General features: G+C 53.3%; 16 protein-coding genes and 2 pseudogenes. All 18 read right to left on the reverse strand.

Annotated features, from left to right (window positions below):
• Positions 1-10: 10 nt before the first annotated feature.
• The 18 genes and pseudogenes from HHA01_RS12235 to HHA01_RS12320 all read right to left on the reverse strand — a co-directional run bounded on the left by HHA01_RS12235 (position 11) and on the right by HHA01_RS12320 (position 21,191).
• Positions 11-1,057 carry an HAD family hydrolase gene (locus HHA01_RS12235; RefSeq protein WP_141321098.1) on the reverse strand — a complete coding sequence of 349 codons (1,047 nt, stop codon included), beginning with the start codon at positions 1,055-1,057 and terminating at the stop codon, positions 11-13.
• Positions 1,058-1,533: 476 nt separating this feature from the next.
• Positions 1,534-5,217: a glycosyltransferase gene (locus HHA01_RS14775; RefSeq protein ID WP_170214877.1), complete on the reverse strand. Its 3,684-nt coding sequence runs from the start codon at positions 5,215-5,217 to the stop codon at positions 1,534-1,536.
• 81 nt (positions 5,218-5,298) lie between these two features.
• Entirely contained in the window at positions 5,299-5,841 is a 543-nt protein-coding gene (gene rfbC / locus HHA01_RS12245; RefSeq protein WP_141321100.1) for a dTDP-4-dehydrorhamnose 3,5-epimerase, read from the reverse strand.
• Between the two features lie 82 nt (positions 5,842-5,923).
• The gene (rfbA, locus tag HHA01_RS12250) at positions 5,924-6,796 is read right to left on the reverse strand and encodes a glucose-1-phosphate thymidylyltransferase RfbA (protein WP_141321102.1); all 873 of its coding nucleotides are present in this window, start codon (positions 6,794-6,796) and stop codon (positions 5,924-5,926) included.
• A gap of 77 nt (positions 6,797-6,873) precedes the next feature.
• Complete coding sequence (gene rfbD, locus HHA01_RS12255) at positions 6,874-7,758, reverse strand: dTDP-4-dehydrorhamnose reductase (protein ID WP_141321103.1); 885 nt, start codon at positions 7,756-7,758, stop codon at positions 6,874-6,876.
• A complete protein-coding gene (gene rfbB, locus HHA01_RS12260) occupies positions 7,758-8,837 on the reverse strand; it encodes a dTDP-glucose 4,6-dehydratase (RefSeq protein WP_141321105.1) in 1,080 nt (359 codons plus the stop codon). The genes rfbD and rfbB overlap by 1 nt, the downstream gene beginning before the upstream one ends.
• Before the next feature lie 102 nt (positions 8,838-8,939).
• A complete protein-coding gene (locus tag HHA01_RS12265) occupies positions 8,940-9,767 on the reverse strand; it encodes a sulfotransferase (protein WP_141321107.1) in 828 nt (275 codons plus the stop codon).
• A gap of 388 nt (positions 9,768-10,155) precedes the next feature.
• Complete coding sequence (locus HHA01_RS12270; RefSeq protein WP_141321109.1) at positions 10,156-11,091, reverse strand: phytanoyl-CoA dioxygenase family protein; 936 nt, start codon at positions 11,089-11,091, stop codon at positions 10,156-10,158.
• Between the two features lie 268 nt (positions 11,092-11,359).
• Positions 11,360-12,214 (reverse strand): sulfotransferase, encoded by an 855-nt coding sequence (locus tag HHA01_RS12275; protein WP_141321111.1) that lies wholly within the window; start codon positions 12,212-12,214, stop codon positions 11,360-11,362.
• An 88-nt stretch (positions 12,215-12,302) separates the two neighbouring features.
• Positions 12,303-12,452 (reverse strand): annotated as a pseudogene (locus HHA01_RS12280) (IS30 family transposase); the annotation flags it as partial.
• Positions 12,453-12,498: 46 nt separating this feature from the next.
• Positions 12,499-13,493, reverse strand: a pseudogene (locus HHA01_RS12285) (IS30 family transposase).
• Between the two features lie 59 nt (positions 13,494-13,552).
• A complete protein-coding gene (locus HHA01_RS12290; RefSeq protein WP_141321113.1) occupies positions 13,553-14,635 on the reverse strand; it encodes a KpsE/RkpR family capsule polysaccharide export protein in 1,083 nt (360 codons plus the stop codon).
• A 96-nt stretch (positions 14,636-14,731) separates the two neighbouring features.
• Positions 14,732-15,751: an ABC transporter ATP-binding protein gene (locus HHA01_RS14860; RefSeq protein WP_218023810.1), complete on the reverse strand. Its 1,020-nt coding sequence runs from the start codon at positions 15,749-15,751 to the stop codon at positions 14,732-14,734.
• Positions 15,752-15,763: 12 nt separating this feature from the next.
• Complete coding sequence (locus HHA01_RS12300) at positions 15,764-16,579, reverse strand: ABC transporter permease (RefSeq protein WP_141321131.1); 816 nt, start codon at positions 16,577-16,579, stop codon at positions 15,764-15,766.
• Between the two features lie 63 nt (positions 16,580-16,642).
• The gene (locus HHA01_RS12305; RefSeq protein ID WP_141321133.1) at positions 16,643-18,334 is read right to left on the reverse strand and encodes a polysaccharide biosynthesis/export family protein; all 1,692 of its coding nucleotides are present in this window, start codon (positions 18,332-18,334) and stop codon (positions 16,643-16,645) included.
• 14 nt (positions 18,335-18,348) lie between these two features.
• Positions 18,349-18,759 (reverse strand): RT0821/Lpp0805 family surface protein, encoded by a 411-nt coding sequence (locus tag HHA01_RS12310; RefSeq protein ID WP_141321115.1) that lies wholly within the window; start codon positions 18,757-18,759, stop codon positions 18,349-18,351.
• Positions 18,760-18,865: 106 nt separating this feature from the next.
• The gene (gene cysN, locus HHA01_RS12315) at positions 18,866-20,782 is read right to left on the reverse strand and encodes a sulfate adenylyltransferase subunit CysN (protein ID WP_141321117.1); all 1,917 of its coding nucleotides are present in this window, start codon (positions 20,780-20,782) and stop codon (positions 18,866-18,868) included.
• A 61-nt stretch (positions 20,783-20,843) separates the two neighbouring features.
• Complete coding sequence (locus HHA01_RS12320; protein ID WP_141321119.1) at positions 20,844-21,191, reverse strand: four helix bundle protein; 348 nt, start codon at positions 21,189-21,191, stop codon at positions 20,844-20,846.
• Positions 21,192-21,258: the final 67 nt, after the last annotated feature.

Consider the following 21,258-nt stretch of genomic DNA (forward strand, 5'->3'; position numbering starts at 1 on the left):
ACGACCCCGACTAGATCCCGAATATCTTGAGAGGATTTACTATACCATTTCCGGTTATGTCATCATCTGCCGTAAACAAATGCCACGCGGCTTTGGGGATTGCACCAGGTTTATTAGCAAAAACTTCGAACAGCTGTTCTATTTCACTAACTGAATATGTGACATCCTGCTGGAAGGCTTGCGTTACTGCTTCAATGGCGCCGTCCAGTACAGCCTGAAGGTTTTGATAGTACCGCTGACTCGATGCCTCCCGCCCGTAAAAGAAAACATACTCATTATCTTGCGCCTGGCGAATATCAACCACCTGACCATGAGGCGCGGTCATCATACACTCGAGCAGCAGTGAACGCTCCAGCATGGTGTAATTCTCTTTCCACTGTGCACCTTCGCGAAACACACCATACAAAACTGCTTTATTATCCCCAATGATGTGCTCACCTGGGTTTGAAGCAATATAGTACAGCCCTTGAGTATCGCGAGAAAGAAAATTAGTACAAAGCTTCTGGATAGATCCTGAATACCCCACATCAAGCATTAATGGTGCTAGACTTGCATCACAAAGCCCCAGGCTCCTGAAGTAATTTGACGTAGCACTACGAGTGGCTTCTACTTGCTTCGCCAGAGGCTCATTATAAGGTTCAAGCCACTCTATGACTTTTTGGCCATCATTCGGAAGAGACACACTCATTAACAAAAGCTCGGCAGGCAAACATGAATAAGCCTCATGCATTTGAAGCCCAAATCGCTTCATCATCAACTGAAGCATATTGCCTTCAAAATCCATTTTCATGGCAATACTATAAGTCAGGGACTCCCCAAGCATAGCCCTGAACAAAAGCGTTCGTGAGAGCCGTAAATATACAGGAGCATAATCTAGGTGAATTAATCTTTGATGGCGAAGCTGTGTCAGCAACTCATAAAACAACCACCCCTCTCTTGCCAGACAAACAGGCAGTTTACTGTTGGCCCGGTTTTCTAACTCTCTTGCGTAAACTGTAAGCGATGGTCCCAAAAAAGAACCGCCAAACTCTTTAAGCGCCGTATATGTCTCTGTCATTTTCTTCCTGCAATATAAATAAAATAAACATCAGGCAAATATCAGAACTTGACTCAGGCTAGCCCACTCATATCGCCCTGAAACCAGAGAACTTATAACACCGCTTTCCGTCAGCTCAGATTTCCGATTTACTTTGGCCTTTGGGTCCACGCTTAGCAAGCTTGTCACGGAACACCTTCACATTCACAACAGAGGCACTGAAAGAGGTTCAGATACTGACACCAGGTTTTCCAGTGAAGTCATGAGCCGAGCCAACCTAACAATGCAACACTCCGGGCAGGGTTGAGTTAGGCTGACTCGCTGAGCTTTTACATAGATGTGCGGCGGCACGACAGTAAACTGGTATTGATCTTTTGTCTAACGAGTCGCTTCAAAAACATGGTTTAAGGTCAGGATTTTGGCTCTGAACAAGCCACCCTCATAAAAAAACTAGTCTAAAGAGGGAATTCCATACCCAACGAGAAGACTCTCGATATTTAACATTGCTTCAGGTACTCACCTTTTAGCTGCGCAGTTTGCTTTGATGAAGTCATCAGGTCTTCTGTCAGGGTTTCTTTTTTATATTTTTCATGATTCTGATCTAGTTTATTCAGCATACTTTCCATCTGCTCTGAATTAGGAGTAATGACATGTCCTGTTTCGCCTTCTATAACATCTTCTCCTATTCCGCCAAGGTTGCTGGCCACCACCCAGCACCCGCAAGCTGCTGCTTCTCGCGTAACCAAACCGAAGCTTTCCGGCCAGGTCGAAGGCGCAAACAGTACATCCATTCGCCGGTAAATTTCGACTACTCTGTCCTGTGCCATACGCCCGATAAATGTGACCGGCACTTCTCCCCAGTAAGACTGATGGACATAACTCTCGTCCTTGCTGTGATCTACAATGAGGAACTCGAGATGCTGTGGCTGTGTTTCTAACACGGCATCCTTGAGCAGGTAATACCCCTTGTGGTTTGTCATGTTGCCAACATGGCCGCATATCAACCGCTCAATATGACTTGTATCTTTCGGAGCCCATGCCATATCGTCGGAAATACCGTTGGGGATCACCTTTATGTTTGATACACCATTACGGCGATATATGTTTGCGAACGTCTCGGAGACAGTCAGAACCTGTGCAGCACCAGCCAGAAGTTCTTTGAGGTCGCGACGACGCTGAATCGAGCTTCCCAGACTTATGCCTTTGGGCATCTCAATGGACGCATAAGGATCGGGGTGCCCTTCCGGATAGACTTTGCCATTCTCATCTACCAGAAACTGGAAATCGGATATCCACCAGGCGTCATGAGCCGTGATCATGTAAGGAACACCAGTATCCTTGGCTGCCTGCACAATGGAAGCGGTCAGACGTTGCACGCTATGGAAGTGAACAACATCAGGATTTTCCAATTCCAGAAACTCCTGGAATAGCGTGTACATCTCGTCGTCGTTGGGATACCAATCCATGTGCTCACGCCACAGGGTGGAAGCGCGGTATACCCGCTTGCCCTGCCATTCATAAGCCGTCATTTCATGAGGCGGCCCATGCTCAGCATCCGCAGTGAACACGCAAACATCCAGTTCCTCGCTGTAATTCTGGCAGAGTGCCGAGAAGTTATCGGCAACCACGCGCGTCGCTCCCCCAATGGATTGCGGTGGGAAGAACACATTGACTAACGCCACTTTGGGTTTGTTGGTCTCGCCCTTACTTGCCTCTCGATCCAGCTGCTCCACCAACTGGCGACCAAGCTCGCCAACACTGTACTCGCCTCGAATGCGTTCCATAGCGGTACGGCCTACGCGATGTCGCGCTTCGGCACTGTCGGTCAATTGCTTGAGCGCCTGGTACCACTCCTCCACGCTGGTGGCGAGAAAGGCATCCTCGCCATCGTGTATGACATCCCGATAGTTGGCCGTGCTGCTGACGATCGACGGTATGCCAAAGCAGGCAGCTTCAAACCACTTGAGCTCGCTCTTGCAGGAATTGATGGCATCGTCATGCAAAACAGCGATGTTGATGTCGGCCTGCTCCAGTAGCGACCAGTAACCCTGCACATGCTTCACCGCAGGAAGCTGTGAGAGCTGCTCGGCAAAACGCTCGCGAAAGGCGACTGGCAGCTTGAGGTACCCGACCACCACCAGCCGCGCTTCCGGTACTTCTTCCAGGATGCGCTCTATGGCTGGCAAGGCTTGCTCGATGAAGTCGCTATTATGGGCTTGGGTGCCACTACCGTAAAAAATATCGATGGTGGTCTTGGCAGACTTGTCGATCTCACGAAACAGGTTGAGCTTATCCAAGCCATTACGATGCAACAGGCAGCGCTTGTCCTGAACAAGCGAGGCCATGTAGTCGCGCAGTGGCTCCGAAGAGGCCAGACCCAACCGGCACAGACGCGCAGCACTGTTGAACATCGCCATGCCCTGGGTCAGTCGGCGGTAGGTCTGTGGCGAAACGTAACCACCATAACTCTCGAGGGCCGGTGGATATACGGGGTCCAGAATCAGGTCGTCGATTTCATATAAGCTCAACTTGCCGGTCACGTTGACTTGTGCCATGGCCCGAACCACATCCGGAACGGCGGGAACACGGTAGAAGATCACCAGATCATGGAGAACCACCTGGTTGTGATACTCCTCCAGCTCTGTCCAGTCGATGACCTCAACCTGCCTGTCCTGCGCTTCAAGCTGTTCGACTTTCTGGTCAATGCGATAGCGCACACATTGGGGGACATGAAAATCGCCGACGATCAGCACCTTTCGTGCATTGATACTTCCCAGGGTAGGTAAGTCAGGCAGGTCATCATCCATGGCAGAGTATCTAGTCTCGCCACCCTCGCGACCCGGCGTATAACGTGCCCAATAAGCATAATAAAGCGCTTTTGTATTGGTCCAGGAGGACTCTACTAGCTGCTGCCGGTCACCACGATCAACCCAACGCAGCAGGCTATCCTGCTGATTTCCCCAATGCTCTTTCACCCATTCATCAAATTGGATATGCAAGAGATGCGGGTTATCGACAACAGCAATGCCGTGTATGTAGGTATCAATGACTGACTGATAGCGGCCCATGCTGGCCAAGCAACGCATTCTGTTAGCATGCACGTAGGCCAGATTCTCAGCAACCTCCAGCCCAGCATCATAAAAGCCCAGTGCCAACTGAGGACGTTCCTGATCCAGGTAGGTATTACCCATCACTTCGTATAGGCGCGCGCTTTGCTTGAACACCAGGCCGGTAGCAGCCAGCGCCCGCGCACAGTCATACTCCTGCGCAAGCAAGCGCTGAACGGCCAGCGCCAGATATAACCCAACATCATTTTCGCGTGCGGTAAAAAAGCTGGCAGCATAAGTAGGCTCTCCCAGCAGCACGGCCGTCAGGTCCTTGAAGGTGATATCGAGCCCATTGTTCAGGTTGTGTTGATATACATCTTCCAGCGTTATGTTGGTGCCGAAATCGACCTCTCCATTCAGCTTCAGACGCGAGAACTGTTGCAAGGACGCAGGCCTCTTTTCGCTTCGCCCGAAAGCCTGATAATGCTCGAGCGCCGCTTGATAATCGTACTCTTCAAGGTCATCGTGATAGGCAATGTAGAAATCCGGATCGAAACCGTATTCCTTAAGATAGGCTTCAGCAGTCCAGACAGCTGATTTAATCTCAACGGGGTCAACGGATTCCAGTTCCTCACGACGGCCAAAACGCGCCTCTGCAAAGCCGTGCTTCAACCAGTGAGCCACGAGCGCTTGGTCACTTTTAGAAGCCAAATCCGAATAATGTTGACGGTAAAAACTGGTGTCCAGCCGATCAAGGCGGGCCTCGATGGCTTCATGATCCAACTTCTGGTCAACGCTAGAGTCCTCGCTCTCTACAACCTCGCGAGCATGCTCCAGCAAGTGCTGGCTTGATCCCAGGCGCCCTTCTTCATGGCCCCGCGTTAGCCAGTGTTCAACCAACTGCTCATCGGTCAGGTTAGCAAGATCGGCATACTGCTTCCGGTAATACTGGATATCTAGCAGAGCTCTGACATACTGCCCTTCTCGCTCTTCCCATTGCTGTTCGGCTTGCGCATTGGGAAAGCGTCCTTCTGCGTGACCATGCTGTTGCCAGTGACGTTTCAACTGGTCGTCGGTCAAGTTGGCCAAATCACTATAGCGCTGGCGATAATATCCTGAGTCAATATCAGACATGGCGGCACCACGCTCTGTGTCTGTTTTGGGCTGCGACGGCTTTTTCCACATATCAGGCTCTCGTCAGGTTCCAGGGCGCGCTCAACGGAAGCGAGGGGCATCGGCGAATGACAGGCCTTGTGCATCCTTTTCGGAGACATTTGGAGCACCCGACAGAGGCCAGTCGATCGACAGACCGGAATCATCCCAGCGAATCGAGACTTCGTCCCCCGGGGCATAATAATCCGTACACTTGTACAGAAACTCGGCTTCCTCACTGGTGACATAGAACCCATGCGCGAAGCCCGGCGGCACCCAGAGCATCCGCTTGTTCTGTTCACTCAGCATCGCCCCTACCCACTGACCAAAGGTTGGGCTGCTCTGCCGCATATCCACTGCCACATCAAAGACCTCACCCCGGGTCACACGAACCAGTTTCCCCTGCGGGTGTTCATACTGATAATGAAGGCCACGCAAAATACCGTGCTTTGATTTGCTGTGGTTGTCTTGCACGAAGGTGTAGTTCCCACAGTGCTGCTCGAACTCGCTCTGGCGAAAGCTCTCCATGAAGAAGCCGCGCTCATCGCCGAAGACCCTGGGCGTGAGCAGTACCACCTCGGGAATATCCAACCGAGTGTAATCCATCGTCTATCATCCTTATCAGCCGCAGGGGTGGCCATGGCCACCCCTGCGATCAACATTGGTCAGCTATCGTAGGCCCGGTTCACTACACCGACAGTACATGCAGCAGGTACTGGCCATATCCTGTTTTCTTCAGGTCCTGACCTCGCTGCTGCATAGCGTCGTGGCTGATCCAGCCCTGGTGCCAAGCAATTTCTTCCAAGCAGGCAATCTTGAGGCCCTGACGATGTTCGATGGTCTGCACGTACTGGCTGGCCTCCAGCAAGCTGTCGTGGGTACCGGTATCCAGCCAGGCAAAGCCGCGTCCCAGGCGCTCCACGACCAAGTCCCCGCGCTCCAGGTAGGCGTTGTTGACGCTGGTGATTTCCAGCTCACCACGGTCCGAAGGTTCGACCTGCTTGGCGATCTCCACCACATCATTGTCGTAGAAATAGAGGCCCGTCACTGCATAGGGGGACTTAGGTGTGACAGGCTTTTCCTCGATCGAAATGGCCTTGCCGTTGTCGTTGAACTCGACAACACCGAAGCGCTCCGGGTCCTTGACCAGATAACCGAAGACAGTAGCGCCTCTCTCCTGATTGGCAGCACGCAGAAGCTGTTCGGAAAAGTGCTGGCCATGGAAGATGTTATCGCCAAGTACCAGGCATACCGGGTCATTGCCGATAAAGTCTTCACCGATCACGAACGCCTGGGCCAAACCGTCCGGCGTGGGTTGCTCGGCATACTCGAAGTGCACCCCGAACTGCTCGCCGGAGCCCAGCAGGTTTTCGTACTGGGGCAGGTCTTCCGGGGTGGAGATAATCAGAATCTCGCGAATACCGGCCAGCATGAGCACCGAGACCGGGTAATAGATCATCGGCTTGTCGTAAACCGGCAGCAACTGCTTGGAAACACCATGGGTAATCGGGTGCAGGCGGGTACCGGCCCCCCCCGCCAGAATAATGCCCTTGCGCGCCATGCTATCTCTCCTTTGCGTGTTCTTTATCAGATCCGCCCGACAGAGCGGCCATCACGCACGTGCCGGGCATTGGCCGGTTAGCGGCCAAGATGTTCATCGAGCGTGAGCGCCAGTTGGGCTTGCCACTCCGGCAGACGCATGGCCAGAGCCCCTTCCAGCTTCTCCAGCGACAAGCGGGAGTTCAGCGGCCGAGCTGCGGGCGTAGGATACTCATTCGTATGAATGCCGGCTACCTGCTCAGGGTCGATGGACAGGGATTCGCCGCTTTCCCGAGCCAGTCGGAAGATTTCACTGGCAAAGCCATGCCAGCTAGTCTCGCCGCGCGGCGCCAGGTGGTACAGACCGCTACCAACAAGCCCCTGTTGCATGCCATGCAGGGCCAGTAACGTGATATCTGCAATCAAGCGTGCCGGGGTTGGCGCGCCAACCTGGTCATTGACAATCTGCAAGGCACTGCGTTCCCGCGCCAGGCGCAGCATGGTCTTCATGAAGTTGTGACCACGTGCGCTGTACACCCAGCTGGTGCGAAAAATCAGATGCCGGCAACCACTGGTCTCCACAGCTTGATCCCCGGCCAGCTTTGTCTCTCCATACACCGAGCAAGGACCAGTGCCGCTCTCTTCTGTCCAGGCCATCTCGCCTTTGCCTGGATAGACATAATCCGAAGAATAGTGAACCAGCGGAATGCCCCGCGAGGCAGCGTAAGTCGCTAGCTGCTCGGGCAGCTCGGCATTCAGTCGACGCGCCAGCTCCGGCTCGGACTCGGCCTTGTCCACAGCTGTGTAAGCTGCGGCGTTGACAATCATTCCGGGCTCAAGCGCATTCAGATAATCCGTCAGTGACTGCACATCGGAGAGATCCAGCTCGGCTCGGGTCGGTGCCACGATCTCGCCCAGAGTAGATAACCGGCGCTGGAGCTCGAAGCCGACCTGACCCGAGCCTCCCGTGATCAGAATCTTCATCACAGCACTCCCAGTCGTTCGCCACGATAGCTGCCGTCCAGCACGCGCTGCCACCATTCGCGGTTGGTGAGGTACCAATCCACCGTCTTGGCCATGCCCGTTTCAAAGGTCTCGGCAGGCTTCCAGCCCAGCTCGCGCTCGATCTTCGAGGCATCAATGGCGTAACGGATATCATGACCCGGGCGATCGGCCACAAAGGTGATCAAGTCATGGTGTGAGGAGTGAGGTGCGAGATGCGAAGTACCAACCTTGTCATCCAGTAAGTCACAGAGCGTGCGTACCACCTCGATGTTGGCCTTCTCGTTATGCCCGCCAATGTTGTAGGTCTCGCCGATTTCGCCCTCGCTGGCGACCGTGATCAGTGCACGGGCATGGTCCTCGACGTACAACCAATCGCGGATCTGCATGCCATCGCCGTAGACAGGCAGAGGCTTGCCCGCGAGGCCATTGAGGATCATCAGTGGGATCAGCTTCTCGGGGAAGTGGTAAGGCCCATAGTTATTCGAGCAATTGGTGATCAGCGTGGGCAGGCCGTAGGTGCGGTACCATGCGCGAACCAGATGATCGGAGCTGGCCTTGCTGGCCGAGTACGGCGAGCTGGGTGCATAAGGAGTGGTCTCGGTGAAGAGGTCATCCGTGCCTTCCAGGTCGCCATACACCTCATCGGTGGAGATATGATGGAAGCGAAAGCCCGCCGCCTTCTCTGGCTGGCTTTCCAGCAGGCCGAGCCAGTACTTGCGGGCCACTTCCAGCAGCACCGAAGTACCGACGACGTTGGTCTGAATGAACGCCGCCGGTCCGTCAATGGAACGGTCGACATGGCTCTCCGCCGCCAGGTGCATCACCACGTCGGGTTGATGCGTCTCGAACACCTCGGTCATGGCCTCGATATCGCCGATATCCGCCTGCACGAAATGGTAGCGCTCATCCGACTCGACGGATGCCAGGGACTCGAGATTGCCCGCATAGGTCAGCGAGTCGACATTGACTACGTGATGACCAGAATTTTGGATCAACTCACGACTCACGGCCGAACCGATAAAGCCGGCACCGCCAGTTAAAAGAATTGATTTAGGCATAAACACTGACAAGCTCTATAAAAATAAAATTAGAGGGAAAGCAAAATACACACAAGCAAAAAGCCAAGGGATATACAATAAAAGAACGGCCGCACAATTAGATCATAACCAATCATCAGGGATCAAACGACCAAACCGATAATTACAAAAATCATATGTGCTAGAGAGAGATTCCCTGATTTCTCTGACGAAACCTTCATCCCAGTCAAAATAGGGCATAGCGTCGTTTTTATTCTTTTTTTTGCCAAAATCAGCATTTTTGTTTGAAATACCTAGAAAGCCACACAAGCGAGCGACTTCCTCATTACAAAACATTGACTCGTAAAATAGGTAGATAATATTTTCTTTTGGCACTGATTTTTCTAGATTTTTTATAGTGACATCATAACGACTTCTAATTTGAAAAACTGAGGAAGGATTAACTGCTTTTTCTAACAACTGAGATATTGATAGTTTTTGGTTAAGCTTTTTATCAAACCTAATATGAGAGAGCAAACGCGAGACCGGATCTCTCATGATAAAAATAAACTTTGCATTCGGGCAAAGTCTGGTGATGTAGGCAAAATCTTCAGAACCAAGATCTGCATAGCTAGGAGAAATTTCTCCATAAGCAGACTGACCACTCAATCGACTTTCAAAAAAATTAAGGTAGTGATAAGGATTAAACTCCATAGCTAACCTATCTGAAAGATTGCGAAGCTTTTCTACTTGGTTAGGCTGTTTAAAATCACAGCTAGATGAAAACTCACAATAACGGCTCACAAACCCATTCAAAATATGAGGATACTCTTTCCTTCTTAAATGCGAAGTAAAGAAATTCATTTCTTTTATTGGAGAAGCCAAAACTTCATCATGATTTTTTAGATAATCATGCAGCCAAGTTGTTCCAGCTTTCATCGCACCAATTCCAATAAAATGGACTTGATTCATGTTTTCTCCTTTTTACTGCCTCAAACTCTTTATCGTTAAAACCTGGAATAAAGATATTAAGCCATGACAATTATTAAATAACCGAAAAACATATACGATTGTAAAGCTAGGGAAACACTACATAAATTCCGCCGGAGCTTCCTCGTAGCCACCGGTAGGGTAGAAGCTGTCTACAACCCGCTGACAACGCCACCCGCCGCGAGCGGTTCCGGCCCCGATGGATGCCGAAGTGCCATGACAACGCCTCAAAGACGCGGCGGATGCAGGCTCTGAGTGCAACACCTTACCTGATGGGTCACGTGTTGCACTTGGTCATTAAGACCGACAGACAGATCTAAGCTGTAAAATATCAAAAGGTTTTATTATTCAATTTAAAAATCACTTTTAATCACAGCTTGCCAGGGGGAAGTAAATAGTGAGATTTGTCCGAACGCTTCTGAAAAAAGCCACGCCCCTTTTCACCTAGTGGTGCATAGTGGCCGATCAAACCCGGACGAGTAGAAGAAGGGTCTTCGGGAGGCATCCCTCTGTGCATCAAGCGACCATACCATATCAACACATCCCCCTTGCTTGCTAAGAACTGCTTGACTTCACAATTATCTCTTTCGATTTTACTAAAAACAGCATCATCAACAAATGATTCAGCTAATCTACCCCAACGTGGCGCATTGTTAACTGACTCCCTATGTGCCTTTGGCCAGTGGTAATCTTCTTTCAAGTATTTATTTATTTTTTTATTGGATAAGGCTTGCCATTGGTTACTTTTAGGGACAAACTCAAATGGACCGCACTCTTTTGTGACATCCCCTAAAGCAACCCATGTCGCGCACCTAGGCATAGCTTCATCATGGTCGAGATATGAATCTTGATGCCAACCTCTTTGCGTAGATTTAAAACCAGTGAGTGCGAAAATCAACCCCATCTCCATAGAATGAAGAGTTTGAATAACATTTACCAGAGGTTGATAACACAAAATATCTTGTATTTCTCTATATTCAACATGAGGGGTCTTAGCCTGAGATACTTGATCTCGACCCAGCTGCAACTCATTCCTGAGTTCAAGATATCTATCTATTAATTCATGAGGAATAAAATCCCTAAGAATCAAATAGCCATTATCTCTATAAAATAGCTGGTTGTCATCTAGCTGCTCTCGCATGAGCTCATCCAAGCGCTCATGTGCAAAACGACGCATAATGTAAATGTTTTGATGAGGTGGTTGCGAAATACTAGCATAGTCGACTTTATCAAGCTGATCTTTGGGAATCGTAAAATAATCCCCTGAGCGAATTTTCTCAAAATTGTGAGCGTGAACTCTTTTCATAAACCTCAACTCCTCCAGGCAGGATGGAAAATACCTTAGCGGAACATGTCGTTAATTTAAACTTCCAAAAAAAGATTGCAATCGCATGCCAATCTTTAGGCATATCAATTTTAACCGTGGAGTTTATTTTTTAAGCAGCAGGAGGTCTCAATTTCCTAGCGCAGCACAATTAAAGGGTCCTCGGGCCAGCGACCGATTTCTTGAGAACCTCAGCGTAAACTTCCAGCGGCGTGCGCCTTGAGACCGCCGCCTACATTGGGTCTGCTCTTCATTCGCGCGACCATTTAGAAGAAGCTATTCCTAATTGCTCACATTCCTCATAAATCGGCTCTAGCTTTTCCAAAGCATATGACCTCCACTCATCAGGAAAATCAAAATTTTTTGTTGGATTCACCTTTTTTTCTAAACCTAAGCTTTCGACACCGCGCTCTTCCAAGCCAATAAATTTTAGCACTCTTTTTAGATTTTGGACGGGCTTTTCGCGAAAATCTTCAAAATAAAGTAGCATTAGCTGGTTTTCACTCAAAGAGGCTGTAAGCTTCCTGTAGTTTCTTGCATATTCTGCATTACACCAAAACCAAGGCTTATCTAACAAGTTTTTAAAATTTTCAAAACCAGCATCTAAAGCGTTATCTTCCTGTCCAACCCATTTCATGTGGAACTTATAATGAGACCAAAGCCTACTCAGTGGGTCTCGCAAGGTGTAAACCACCTTAACATTAGGTGAAATTTCATGGACATTACGCCAACCCTCTTCATCCATTTGACAATATAGGTTTGAAAAATCAGCGCAAAACTTCTTACCGGGGTTTTGCGAGAAAAGACTTTCGTACCATTCGTTGCTTATTTCTTCAGGGTGAGCATAATTTGCATACCAAACGATCTCATCTATGTTTTGTGAAATAAACTTCGGATTGCCCGCACCGTATCTCTCCATCACTGACTTTAATTTAAGAATACGATTACGGTGATTTAGCTGTTTCTCAATACCTACCTTATTAGCAAAATAATGAATCTCTTTTTCGGGAGTAAAATAAATATCCGGAAGATCTTTCAGCTGCTCATAGAGCCATGTAGTGCCAGCTTTCATGGCACCAACACTTAAAAAGAGATTGTTAATCATAAGCCACCCATTATATAAAATCTTTTCAATGTATCAGTCTGGTCCCGGGAACTAAAAACGGCGGATGCAGGCTCTGAGTGCAACACCGTCAATGTGTCGATGACGGAGCTTCATGGTGCTTCGCCATCTGCTCGCTCATCACCTCAATAGGGCACTTGAAGTCGAAGCGCTTTCGCGGGCGCATGTTCCGCTACAGCGCAATCTCATCCAGCTCTTGCTGGCTATAGACCGATAGATCGGCAAGTACTGCCGTATGAGGGCGGTCCCAGGTTCCAGGCGCAACATTATTGAAGGGTGCTCGGGCCAGCGACCGATTTCTGGAGCACCTTGGCGTAAACTTCCAATGGCTTGCGCCAGTCCAGTGTCTGGCGCGGACGCGTGTTCAGTGAGGCGGCGATCTCGTCGAGATCGTCCGGGCTGTAGACCGACAGGTCCGCTCCCTTAGGAAGGTACTGCCGCAACAGACCGTTAGTGTTCTCATTGGAGCCCCGCTGCCATGAGCTATGCGGATCAGCGAAATAAATCGCCGTACCGGTCTTTTGCGTGATATCGGCATGCTTGACCATCTCTCTACCCTGGTCGTAGGTCATGGACAGACGCAGGGACCGCGACACCTCATTGAGCTTGTCACTGAAGCCGACGTATGCCGCCGCCGTGGTGCCATCGACTTTCGCCAACATGACAACGCGCGTGGTGCGTTCCACCAGCGTCCCGACAGCAGACCGATTGTTAGCGCCAATGATGAGATCACCCTCCCAGAGTGACCCGGCATCAGGCGATCTTCAATCTCTGGCGGCCGCATGTGGATACTGACCAGGACGGGAATCTGTTGTCGTCGATCCTGACCACGGCTGCGTGGCCGACGCTTGCCGTTGCCCTGACGCAAGCAGGCGATGAGCTCCTTCTTGAGGCTGCCACGGGGCATCACATAGAGGGCGTTGTAAATGGCCTCATGCGAGACCTGGCGACGTGAATCATGGGAAGACATGAGCTTCATTGTGCGGGCTATCTGTTGCGGTGACCAGTACTTGCGTAGCAGCTAGACCACCAGCTCGAACTGCTCCCCATTGGGATGCAGCTTGAGGCACTAACGTGGCCGATGTCGTGTCAGACGAGCCCTTTAACCCTTGACCGGGTTGATCATGTGGCGAGTGATTTCTCGCGACAAGCTATTCGATGCACGCCCAGATGAGTGACGATGGCCCGGATCGAATGAGTCGCTCGCACCATCATGATGGCGGTTCGGTCTTCAGCAGAGAGAGCGATAGCAGTGAGTCATAGCAACACCTTACCTGATGGTTCATGTGTTGCACTTGGTCATTGAGACCGCCAGGGGGTTCAATCCCGATGATCGCGAATGATCATCACCAGCATGCTGAAGATGAAGGCCAGAAAGATGGTGACCAGCGCGAACACGGTGGTGTTGTAGAGACGGTCCGGCTTGGTGGGGTATTCCGGCATCAGCGGGCTTTGCAGCACGCTCACCTGCTTGAGCTTGCGGGCGGCTTCCAGTCGGGTGTTCTCCAGGGCAGAGAGCGCGCTGGAGTAAGTCTCCTGGGCGAACTGGGCCTGGAGTTCCAACGTCCTGTATTCGGAGGAAACCCGGTTCAGGGACTCGCCGGTGGCCTGAGCCAGGCGATCACGCTGCTGCTGGATCTGCTCGCGCATGGCGTCGATTTCGCTCTGCACGCGCTGCATTTCCGAGGAGCGCGCGCTCTGATAACTGGAAAGCGCCTGCCGTTGGGCCTTGAGCTGGGCCAGATTGCCTTCCAGCGTGGCTACCACCTGGTTGATGCTTTGTACGGTCTGCTCTGGTGCTACCAGACCTTCCTTGTTCTGGAATTCCAGCAGGTTGGTGCGAGCTTCCTTGAGGCGTTCGTTCAAACGTTCCAGCTGGTCTTCCAGGAAAGTTACCTGCTCCTGTGCCAGGCGCTGACCCATCTGGTTCATATGGCGCTCACCCGCATCGAGCAATAACTGAACCATCTGATGGGCAAACTCTGGCGTGTAGGCTTGAGCTCTCACGTTCAGAACCCCGGCATACTCGTCCATCTCGACAGTGACTCTTTGTTTGTAATAATTGTGTAGTTTTTCGATGGGGGCATTCCTGTCATCCAGCCGAGCCAGAAAGTCGCCGTTTTCGGTGTAGTGCTTGCGAAAGTCGAGCTGCTCCTGCACCTGTTTGAGCATATCGACAGAGAGCAAGTACTCTCGCAAAAGCAACAGGTCGGTATCACCACTGCCACCACCGAGCAGCGATGACATGCTCAGTTCTGGTTGAGCGATCTGGGGGCTCTCGAGGACGACCGTGGCACGGGAGACGTAACGATCCTCGGCCCAGAAAAACCAGTAAAATGAGACAAGCACTATAGCGGCTAATGCCAAAAACCAATGGGGCTGGGTTTTGATGAAACGGACCATGAACACTTATTCCGATAAAAATTTTAAATACTAGACACTAAACAAAAGGATTGAAGAATCGTTTTAGGATTAATCTTCAGAATAAACAACCTCCCCTCAATCAGTCGAATTATCTGCCGCACCATGAGGGTTCAGATTATTTTCACTACCAGTTTGACTAGCGTTACGAGCTTGCTGTAGGCGTTGTTTAGTCTGGTGGAATTGTTGATGCGCTTTCCGAAAACGTTTTCGGTATGGGCTGGGGTTGCCCGGGGTGACAAGCCCCAAGGATTTGGCATGTTCAAAGGCGTGTTTGGCTACTGTCAGCTCGTTTTCCTTTGTTTCTAGCCTGTTTTCGAGCGATTGAATATCATCGGCTTCAACAGACTTCTTGCCTTTCTTCTGCATATTGGGGTTCGAAGTCTTAGGCTTTTGAAGAGTTCCGCTTCGTGGCGCAGCGTCCTGTTTCTCTCTCACCGCATCGGTTTCTGCATGGTAATCCGCAATAGCGTCCTTGATATCATCATACCAGATCGCTTGACCATCCTTGAGATAAATGCCCGCCTGGCAAAGCTGCTTCAGCATGCCCTCGCCGTGGGAAACCATGATCAAACTAGCCTGCCCAACCTTGTCCTTGAAAGCTTTCGATGCCTTGGCCTTGAAAGCACGGTCGCCGACTGCCGTAGCCTCATCAGAGAGGTAAATATCAAAATCGAACGCCAGGGAGAGGCCAAAATTCAGGCGTGCACGCATGCCGGATGAATAAGTCTTGATGGGTTCATCGAAGGCCTCGCCTATCTCGGCGAAGTCCTGCACCCGCTGGATTATCTCTTCCACCTGGTAGCGGCCACCATGTACCCGTGCCACGAATTTGACATTCTGGCGGCCGGTCATTGAGCCCTGAAAGCCACCCGCCAGGCCGATAGGCCATGAGACTCGGCAGTTCCTCTCGATAGCGCCTCGTTCGGGATTGTCCATCCCGGCAATCAAGCGCAGCAAAGTGGACTTACCGGCACCGTTTCGTCCAACCAGACCAACACTTACCCCTTGAGGGATTGTCAGGTTGATGTTTTCCAGAACCCAGGGGCTACCATGATGATTATGATAGCGTTTGTAGAGGTTACGTATCTCGATCATAGGGATTCCGGATTATTTAGCCTTGAGTCGATCGCGGAAACGCATTTGCATCATCAACCCAAGAGCAAGTGTCACCAAAGCCCATATCCAGTAGTACGTCGCGCTGGTGCCGTGAATCACCTGATAGCCATCGAAAAAACTGGCCCGCAAAAGCTCGAGACCATGTACGATAGGGTTGAGCATCACGTATTCAAGCAGCCAATGCGGCAGATTATTCAAGGGAAAAATCACGCCGGAGAGGATTAACAAGGGCATGTTGAGCATACGTACTACTTTGGCGATCTCCGGCACCATGCTGCCCGCCACCGAAACTATCAACCCTAACCCAAGCCCCAGGCACCACAAGGCCAACCAGTCCCACATGGCATACAGAGCTTGATCCGGAAACAGGCTCATACCCAACAGAAAAGCACCAATGATAAATATCAGAAAGATGAAGGTCCTCAACATCACTTCAAGGAAATTTCGAACCAGCACTGGATCAACCGGTTGTACCTGACGGTAGGCGAAGAGTGCTTGATTGGCTTCTATCGAGCCAAGCGCTCGCATCATGCCTTCTCGCACCAGAAAAAACCCCATCATTCCGACGATCATCCAGGGTATGAACTCGGCCCCAACGATTAACCGATCCCCGCGTATAAAACCGCGAATGCCAATCATGATCAACGTGAACATCATGGGCTCGGCAATCATCCAGAACCAGCCCATACGGTCCGTCATGGTACGGCTGATTGCCTCACGCATGAACATGGCGTACCACACACTGCGTGTGACTTGCCACGGCGACCGTTCGGTACCATACGGCCCACGAGAGAATATCTGAAACATGAGTATTAAACCTGCTAGCAAGGAATCAGACGGTCTGGTGACCGTCTGATTGATCATGCACCATCAGAGATCCAGCGCGACCTTGGTGGCCACGGCGATCTGATAGAGGATCTGCGTGATCGACTTGCCGAGCTCGATGTTGCTTGTCGGTGCGGCTGGCAGCACGATGATTTCGTCACCGGCACGCAGGCGAGCATCATCGGCCGGCACCACGGCACCATTGCGGTGCGCCACGAGGATCTGGTCATCGTCGGCCCGCGAGGTGAGGCCACCGGCTTGTTCGATGTAGTCTTCGACGGACATGCCCGGCGTGTATACCACAGCCTGGGGCATGGTGACCTCGCCGCTGAGCAGAATGGCGTCGTTGGACTCGGGGATGTTGATCACATCGCCGTCCTGCAGGCGCACGTTGGCGATGTTGCCATTGCCGCGGGCGACGACCAGCTGACCGGAGGGCTCGACCTCGGACGCTTCCTCGACGAACTGCTTGATCAGTTGCGCCTGCTGCACCTGGATCTTGCCCTCTTCGGCCGTTCTCGCCGGGTAGCCCAGATAGGTGGTCTGCAAACGGCGCAGGCTCTTCTCCAGGGCGGCTTCCTGCTGCTCGGCCACGCTGTCGCGCAGGATCGAGATATCGCGCACGCTGGTCATGTCCCTGGGTACGCTGATGGCGTCAAGGAACTCGCCCAGGTGGGCGTTACGCGGCAGTGCATAACGCGAGGGCCCGTAATAGCTGCCCTGCACTTCCACCACGATGGTGTCGGCACGCTTGTCGGAGCTGAACAGTACTTCGTCGCCACTCTTCACGGTCTGGTTGTTGAACTCGTTAAGCGCGAAGTAATCGGCCATGGGGCCGTCGGCTCGGTCACCGCGCAGCAGCACATGGGATACACCGCTTTTGAGGCGAGCCAGTTGCTTGACGTCTGCCCCGCTGAGTTGCTGACCCTGCAGCTCATAGCGGTATTCGCGCTTGACGTCGCCGGTCACGGCGATGGCCGGGCCACGCTCCTCGACCACGATGGTATCGCCATCCTTGAATTGAGGACGCGGGATATCGCCATCGATCAGAAAATCGTAGAGGTCGATGGTGGTCACGGTGCGGCCGTTGCGCTCGACGCGGATCTGACGGTAGCTGCCGAGTTTCTGGTCGATGCCACCGGCTTGATCGAGGAAGTAGAGCACCGAGTCGGACGGCGTGCCGGCATAACGGCCGGGGCTGTCCACATAGCCGGTCACGAAGACGCCCACCGGCTGCACACCCTGCAGATTGGTGTAGACCTCCACGTCTTTCGGGTAAACATTCTTGATGGCCGAGCGGACCGCTGAGTCCATCTGCTGGCCGGTCATACCCTGTACACTGACTGGCCCGATGGAAGGAATAAAGACGTTGCCCTGGGCATCGACCGGCATGGTCTGTTCGATTTCCACAGCACCCCATGCGCGCAGGGTGACCTGGTCGCCGGGCTTGATCTGGTAGTTACTGTTCAGGCCGTCGGCCATGGTGCCACGGAAGCCGCCCTCGAAGAGGTTGGCACCGAAGGGCGGCAGTTCATCGAGTTGTGTCTTCGGCGGGTTGTCTACCGGACCGTACCTGGGATTGCTCCAGTCGGCCCGCGGGCTGGCATCGACACTGCCGTCGCCCAGCGACCCGCTCTCGGACTGGCTGATGCCCGTGCTGGGCTGCACGAAGTTCTGGGCGCCGGCCAGGCCGGGCAATAGGCAGAGGCTGGCGACCAGGGCCGCACTGAGTGTCATCTTCCTGGGGTTGATCACCGGCCCATCCTCCTTGACTGAGTTTGCGTCACCAATCGGTGGGCGACCCAGCTACCGTCAGCGGTCTTGCAGGCCACTGCGGTGCGCATTGAACTGCCCCGCAACGATGTGACCTGCAAATGGCGGCATTCGCGACCGCTGGCGGCGAAATAACTCGCCTCGGCCATGACTTCGACGTTGGCGCCCCAGGGGCTCTGCTGCAGCACCACGGTGGAACCGGGAGCTGCCTGGCTGAGAAAACCATTGAGATTGGCGCCAACCGGGGTGCCCTGAGTATTGGCGACCACTGAGCCGGCGTCGTTCTGATAGCCCTGCTGGGCAGCACAGCCGGTCAGACCTGCCGCCAGGGCGAGCAGTAGCACGGAGGCACTACGCCGCAGCCCGCGGCCGGGGTGTTGATGTGGCATTGGGGTTTCCTTGCGATATCAGCTTGACGCTGCCCTCCCGACGGGCACCTGAACCAGAATGCTCAGAAGCCCGCCGGAAGTCCTTTCAGGAGCCTGTCAAAGCGTATTACAGGGCCTTGAGCAGGTGGGTGATGATGTCCTGCTGACTCATGGTCTCGGTGCTGACCGTCACATCCGGGTTGGCCGGAACTTCGTAGGGGCTGTTGATGCCGGTGAAGTCCTTGAGGCGCCCTTCACGTGCCTTGTGATACAGCCCCTTGGGATCGCGCTGCTCGCAGATATCCAGCGGCGTATCGACGTGCACTTCGACAAAGTCGCCTTCGTCAAACATGCTGCGCACTTCCTCGCGGCCCGCGCGGAACGGCGAGATGAAGGCGGTGATGACGATCACCCCGGCCTCGGCGAACAGACGCGCCACCTCGCCCACCCGGCGGATGTTCTCGGCACGATCGCCCTCGCCCATGTCCAGGTCCTTGCACAGGCCGTGGCGGATGTTATCACCGTCGAGCAGCATGGTGTGGTAGCCGCGACGATTCAACTCGACTTCCAGGGCGTTGGCCAGGGTGGACTTGCCGGAGCCGGAGTAGCCGGTCAGCCACACGCACTTGCCTTCGTGGCCGTTGAGCTGCTCACGCATGGCCTGGGTGACGCTGGTGCGGTTCCACACCACATTGGCCTTGCTGTCGTGCTCGCGGAACTCGTAGGGCAGTTCGCTTTCCAGCGGCTGGTGGATCATGCCGACACCGACCGTGATGTTGGTCAGGCGGTCGATGATGATGAAGTTACCCGTGCCCGGGCTGGTGCGGTAGTCGTCCACCGGCACCGGCGCGGTCAGCTCGACCTGGCAGCGCGCAATGGCGTTGAGGTCGAGATGATCGGCGTGGCGCTGCTCCAGGGTGTTGACGTCGACCTGGTAGTCGATCGCCGAGACCTTGCCGGCCATGTCGCGGGTGGCAAGCTTGAGGTCATACAGCTTGCCGGGCTCCAGGGCCTTCTCGTGCATCCACACGATGTCGGCCTCGAAGCTGGTGGCCAGCGGGACCTGGGCGTCGTCGGCGACGATCCAGTCACCCCGTGAGATGTCGATCTCGTCTTCCAGAGTCACGGTAATCGCCTGACCGGGGTAAGCCGCCTCCAGGTCGCCGTCCCAGGTGACGATGCGCTCGACCTTCGAGGTCTTCCCGGAAGGCAGCGCGCGGATGGACTGCCCCGGCTTGATGACGCCGGCGGCCAGGGTGCCGCAGTAGCCACGGAAGTCCAGGTTGGGGCGATTGACGTACTGCACCGGCAGGCGCAGGTCGCGCAGGTTGGAGTCGTGGCGGATCTCGACCGTCTCGAGAAGGTCGAGCATCGCCGGGCCTTCGTACCAGGCCATGGTCTCGCTCTTGTTGACGACGTTGTCGCCCTTGAGCGCCGACATGGGCACGAAGCGGATGTCCGGCGCGTTCAGCTTGCCGGCGACCTCATCCTGGTATTCCTTGACGATCTCGTTGTAACGCTCTTCCGAGTAATCGACCAGGTCCATCTTGTTGATGGCCACGACCAGGTGCTGGATACCCAGCAGATCGGCGATGAAGCTGTGGCGGCGGGTCTGGGTCTGCACGCCGTGACGCGCATCGACCAGGATCACCGCCAGGCTCGCCGTGGACGCGCCCGTCGCCATGTTGCGGGTGTACTGCTCGTGCCCCGGGGTATCGGCGATGATGAACTTGCGCTTCTCGGTGGAGAAGAAGCGGTAAGCCACGTCGATGGTGATGCCCTGCTCCCGCTCGGACTGCAAGCCATCCACCAGCAACGCCAGATCCACCTCATCCCCGGTGGTCCCGCTGGTCTTCGACGCCTGGGTGATCGCCGCCAACTGATCCTCGTAGATCATCTTGGAATCATGCAGCAACCGACCAATCAGCGTCGATTTACCATCATCCACACTACCGCAGGTGATAAACCGCAGCAGATCCTTGTTCTCGTGTTCTTTCAAATACGCTTCGATGTCGTCGGCGATCAAGCTTGACTGATGTGACATAACGTGGTCCTAGCAATTAAGTAAGAAGAGGGATGAGGGAAGAAGGAAGAACCCCCTGGCACTAGCCGAAATCTGACTGTTTGCGAATCAGTCCGGTTAACATGGCAGCGATATTTTTGGTTTCCACTACCCAGAGATTCCCTTTCTCACGTTCGATATAGCCAATTTCCATGCCGATGTAGACCTGCGTTCTAAGCTCCGCGCATGAGCCCTTGGCGATATAAAGAAACTTAGTGCGGTCTCGAATGGTCAACCGTGCCATCCCCTCGGCTATGTTGCTGGGTACGGAAAGGCCTGATCGCGTGATCTGGTCCTTGAAGCCGAAATCGCGGGAGTCTGCGAAGTGCCTGTAAAGCTCGGCGGATAACCTTGCCGACCGTTTCCAGACATCCAGTTGTTCGAAGTCCATCTCATTGCCCTGTCTCCATGGTGATACCTGCAGACTAGGTCAAGATAGGACGTCTTCCCTCTTCCGA

Origin of the sequence: Halomonas halmophila (genome assembly GCF_006540005.1) — a bacterium.
Taxonomy (GTDB): domain Bacteria; phylum Pseudomonadota; class Gammaproteobacteria; order Pseudomonadales; family Halomonadaceae; genus Halomonas; species Halomonas halmophila.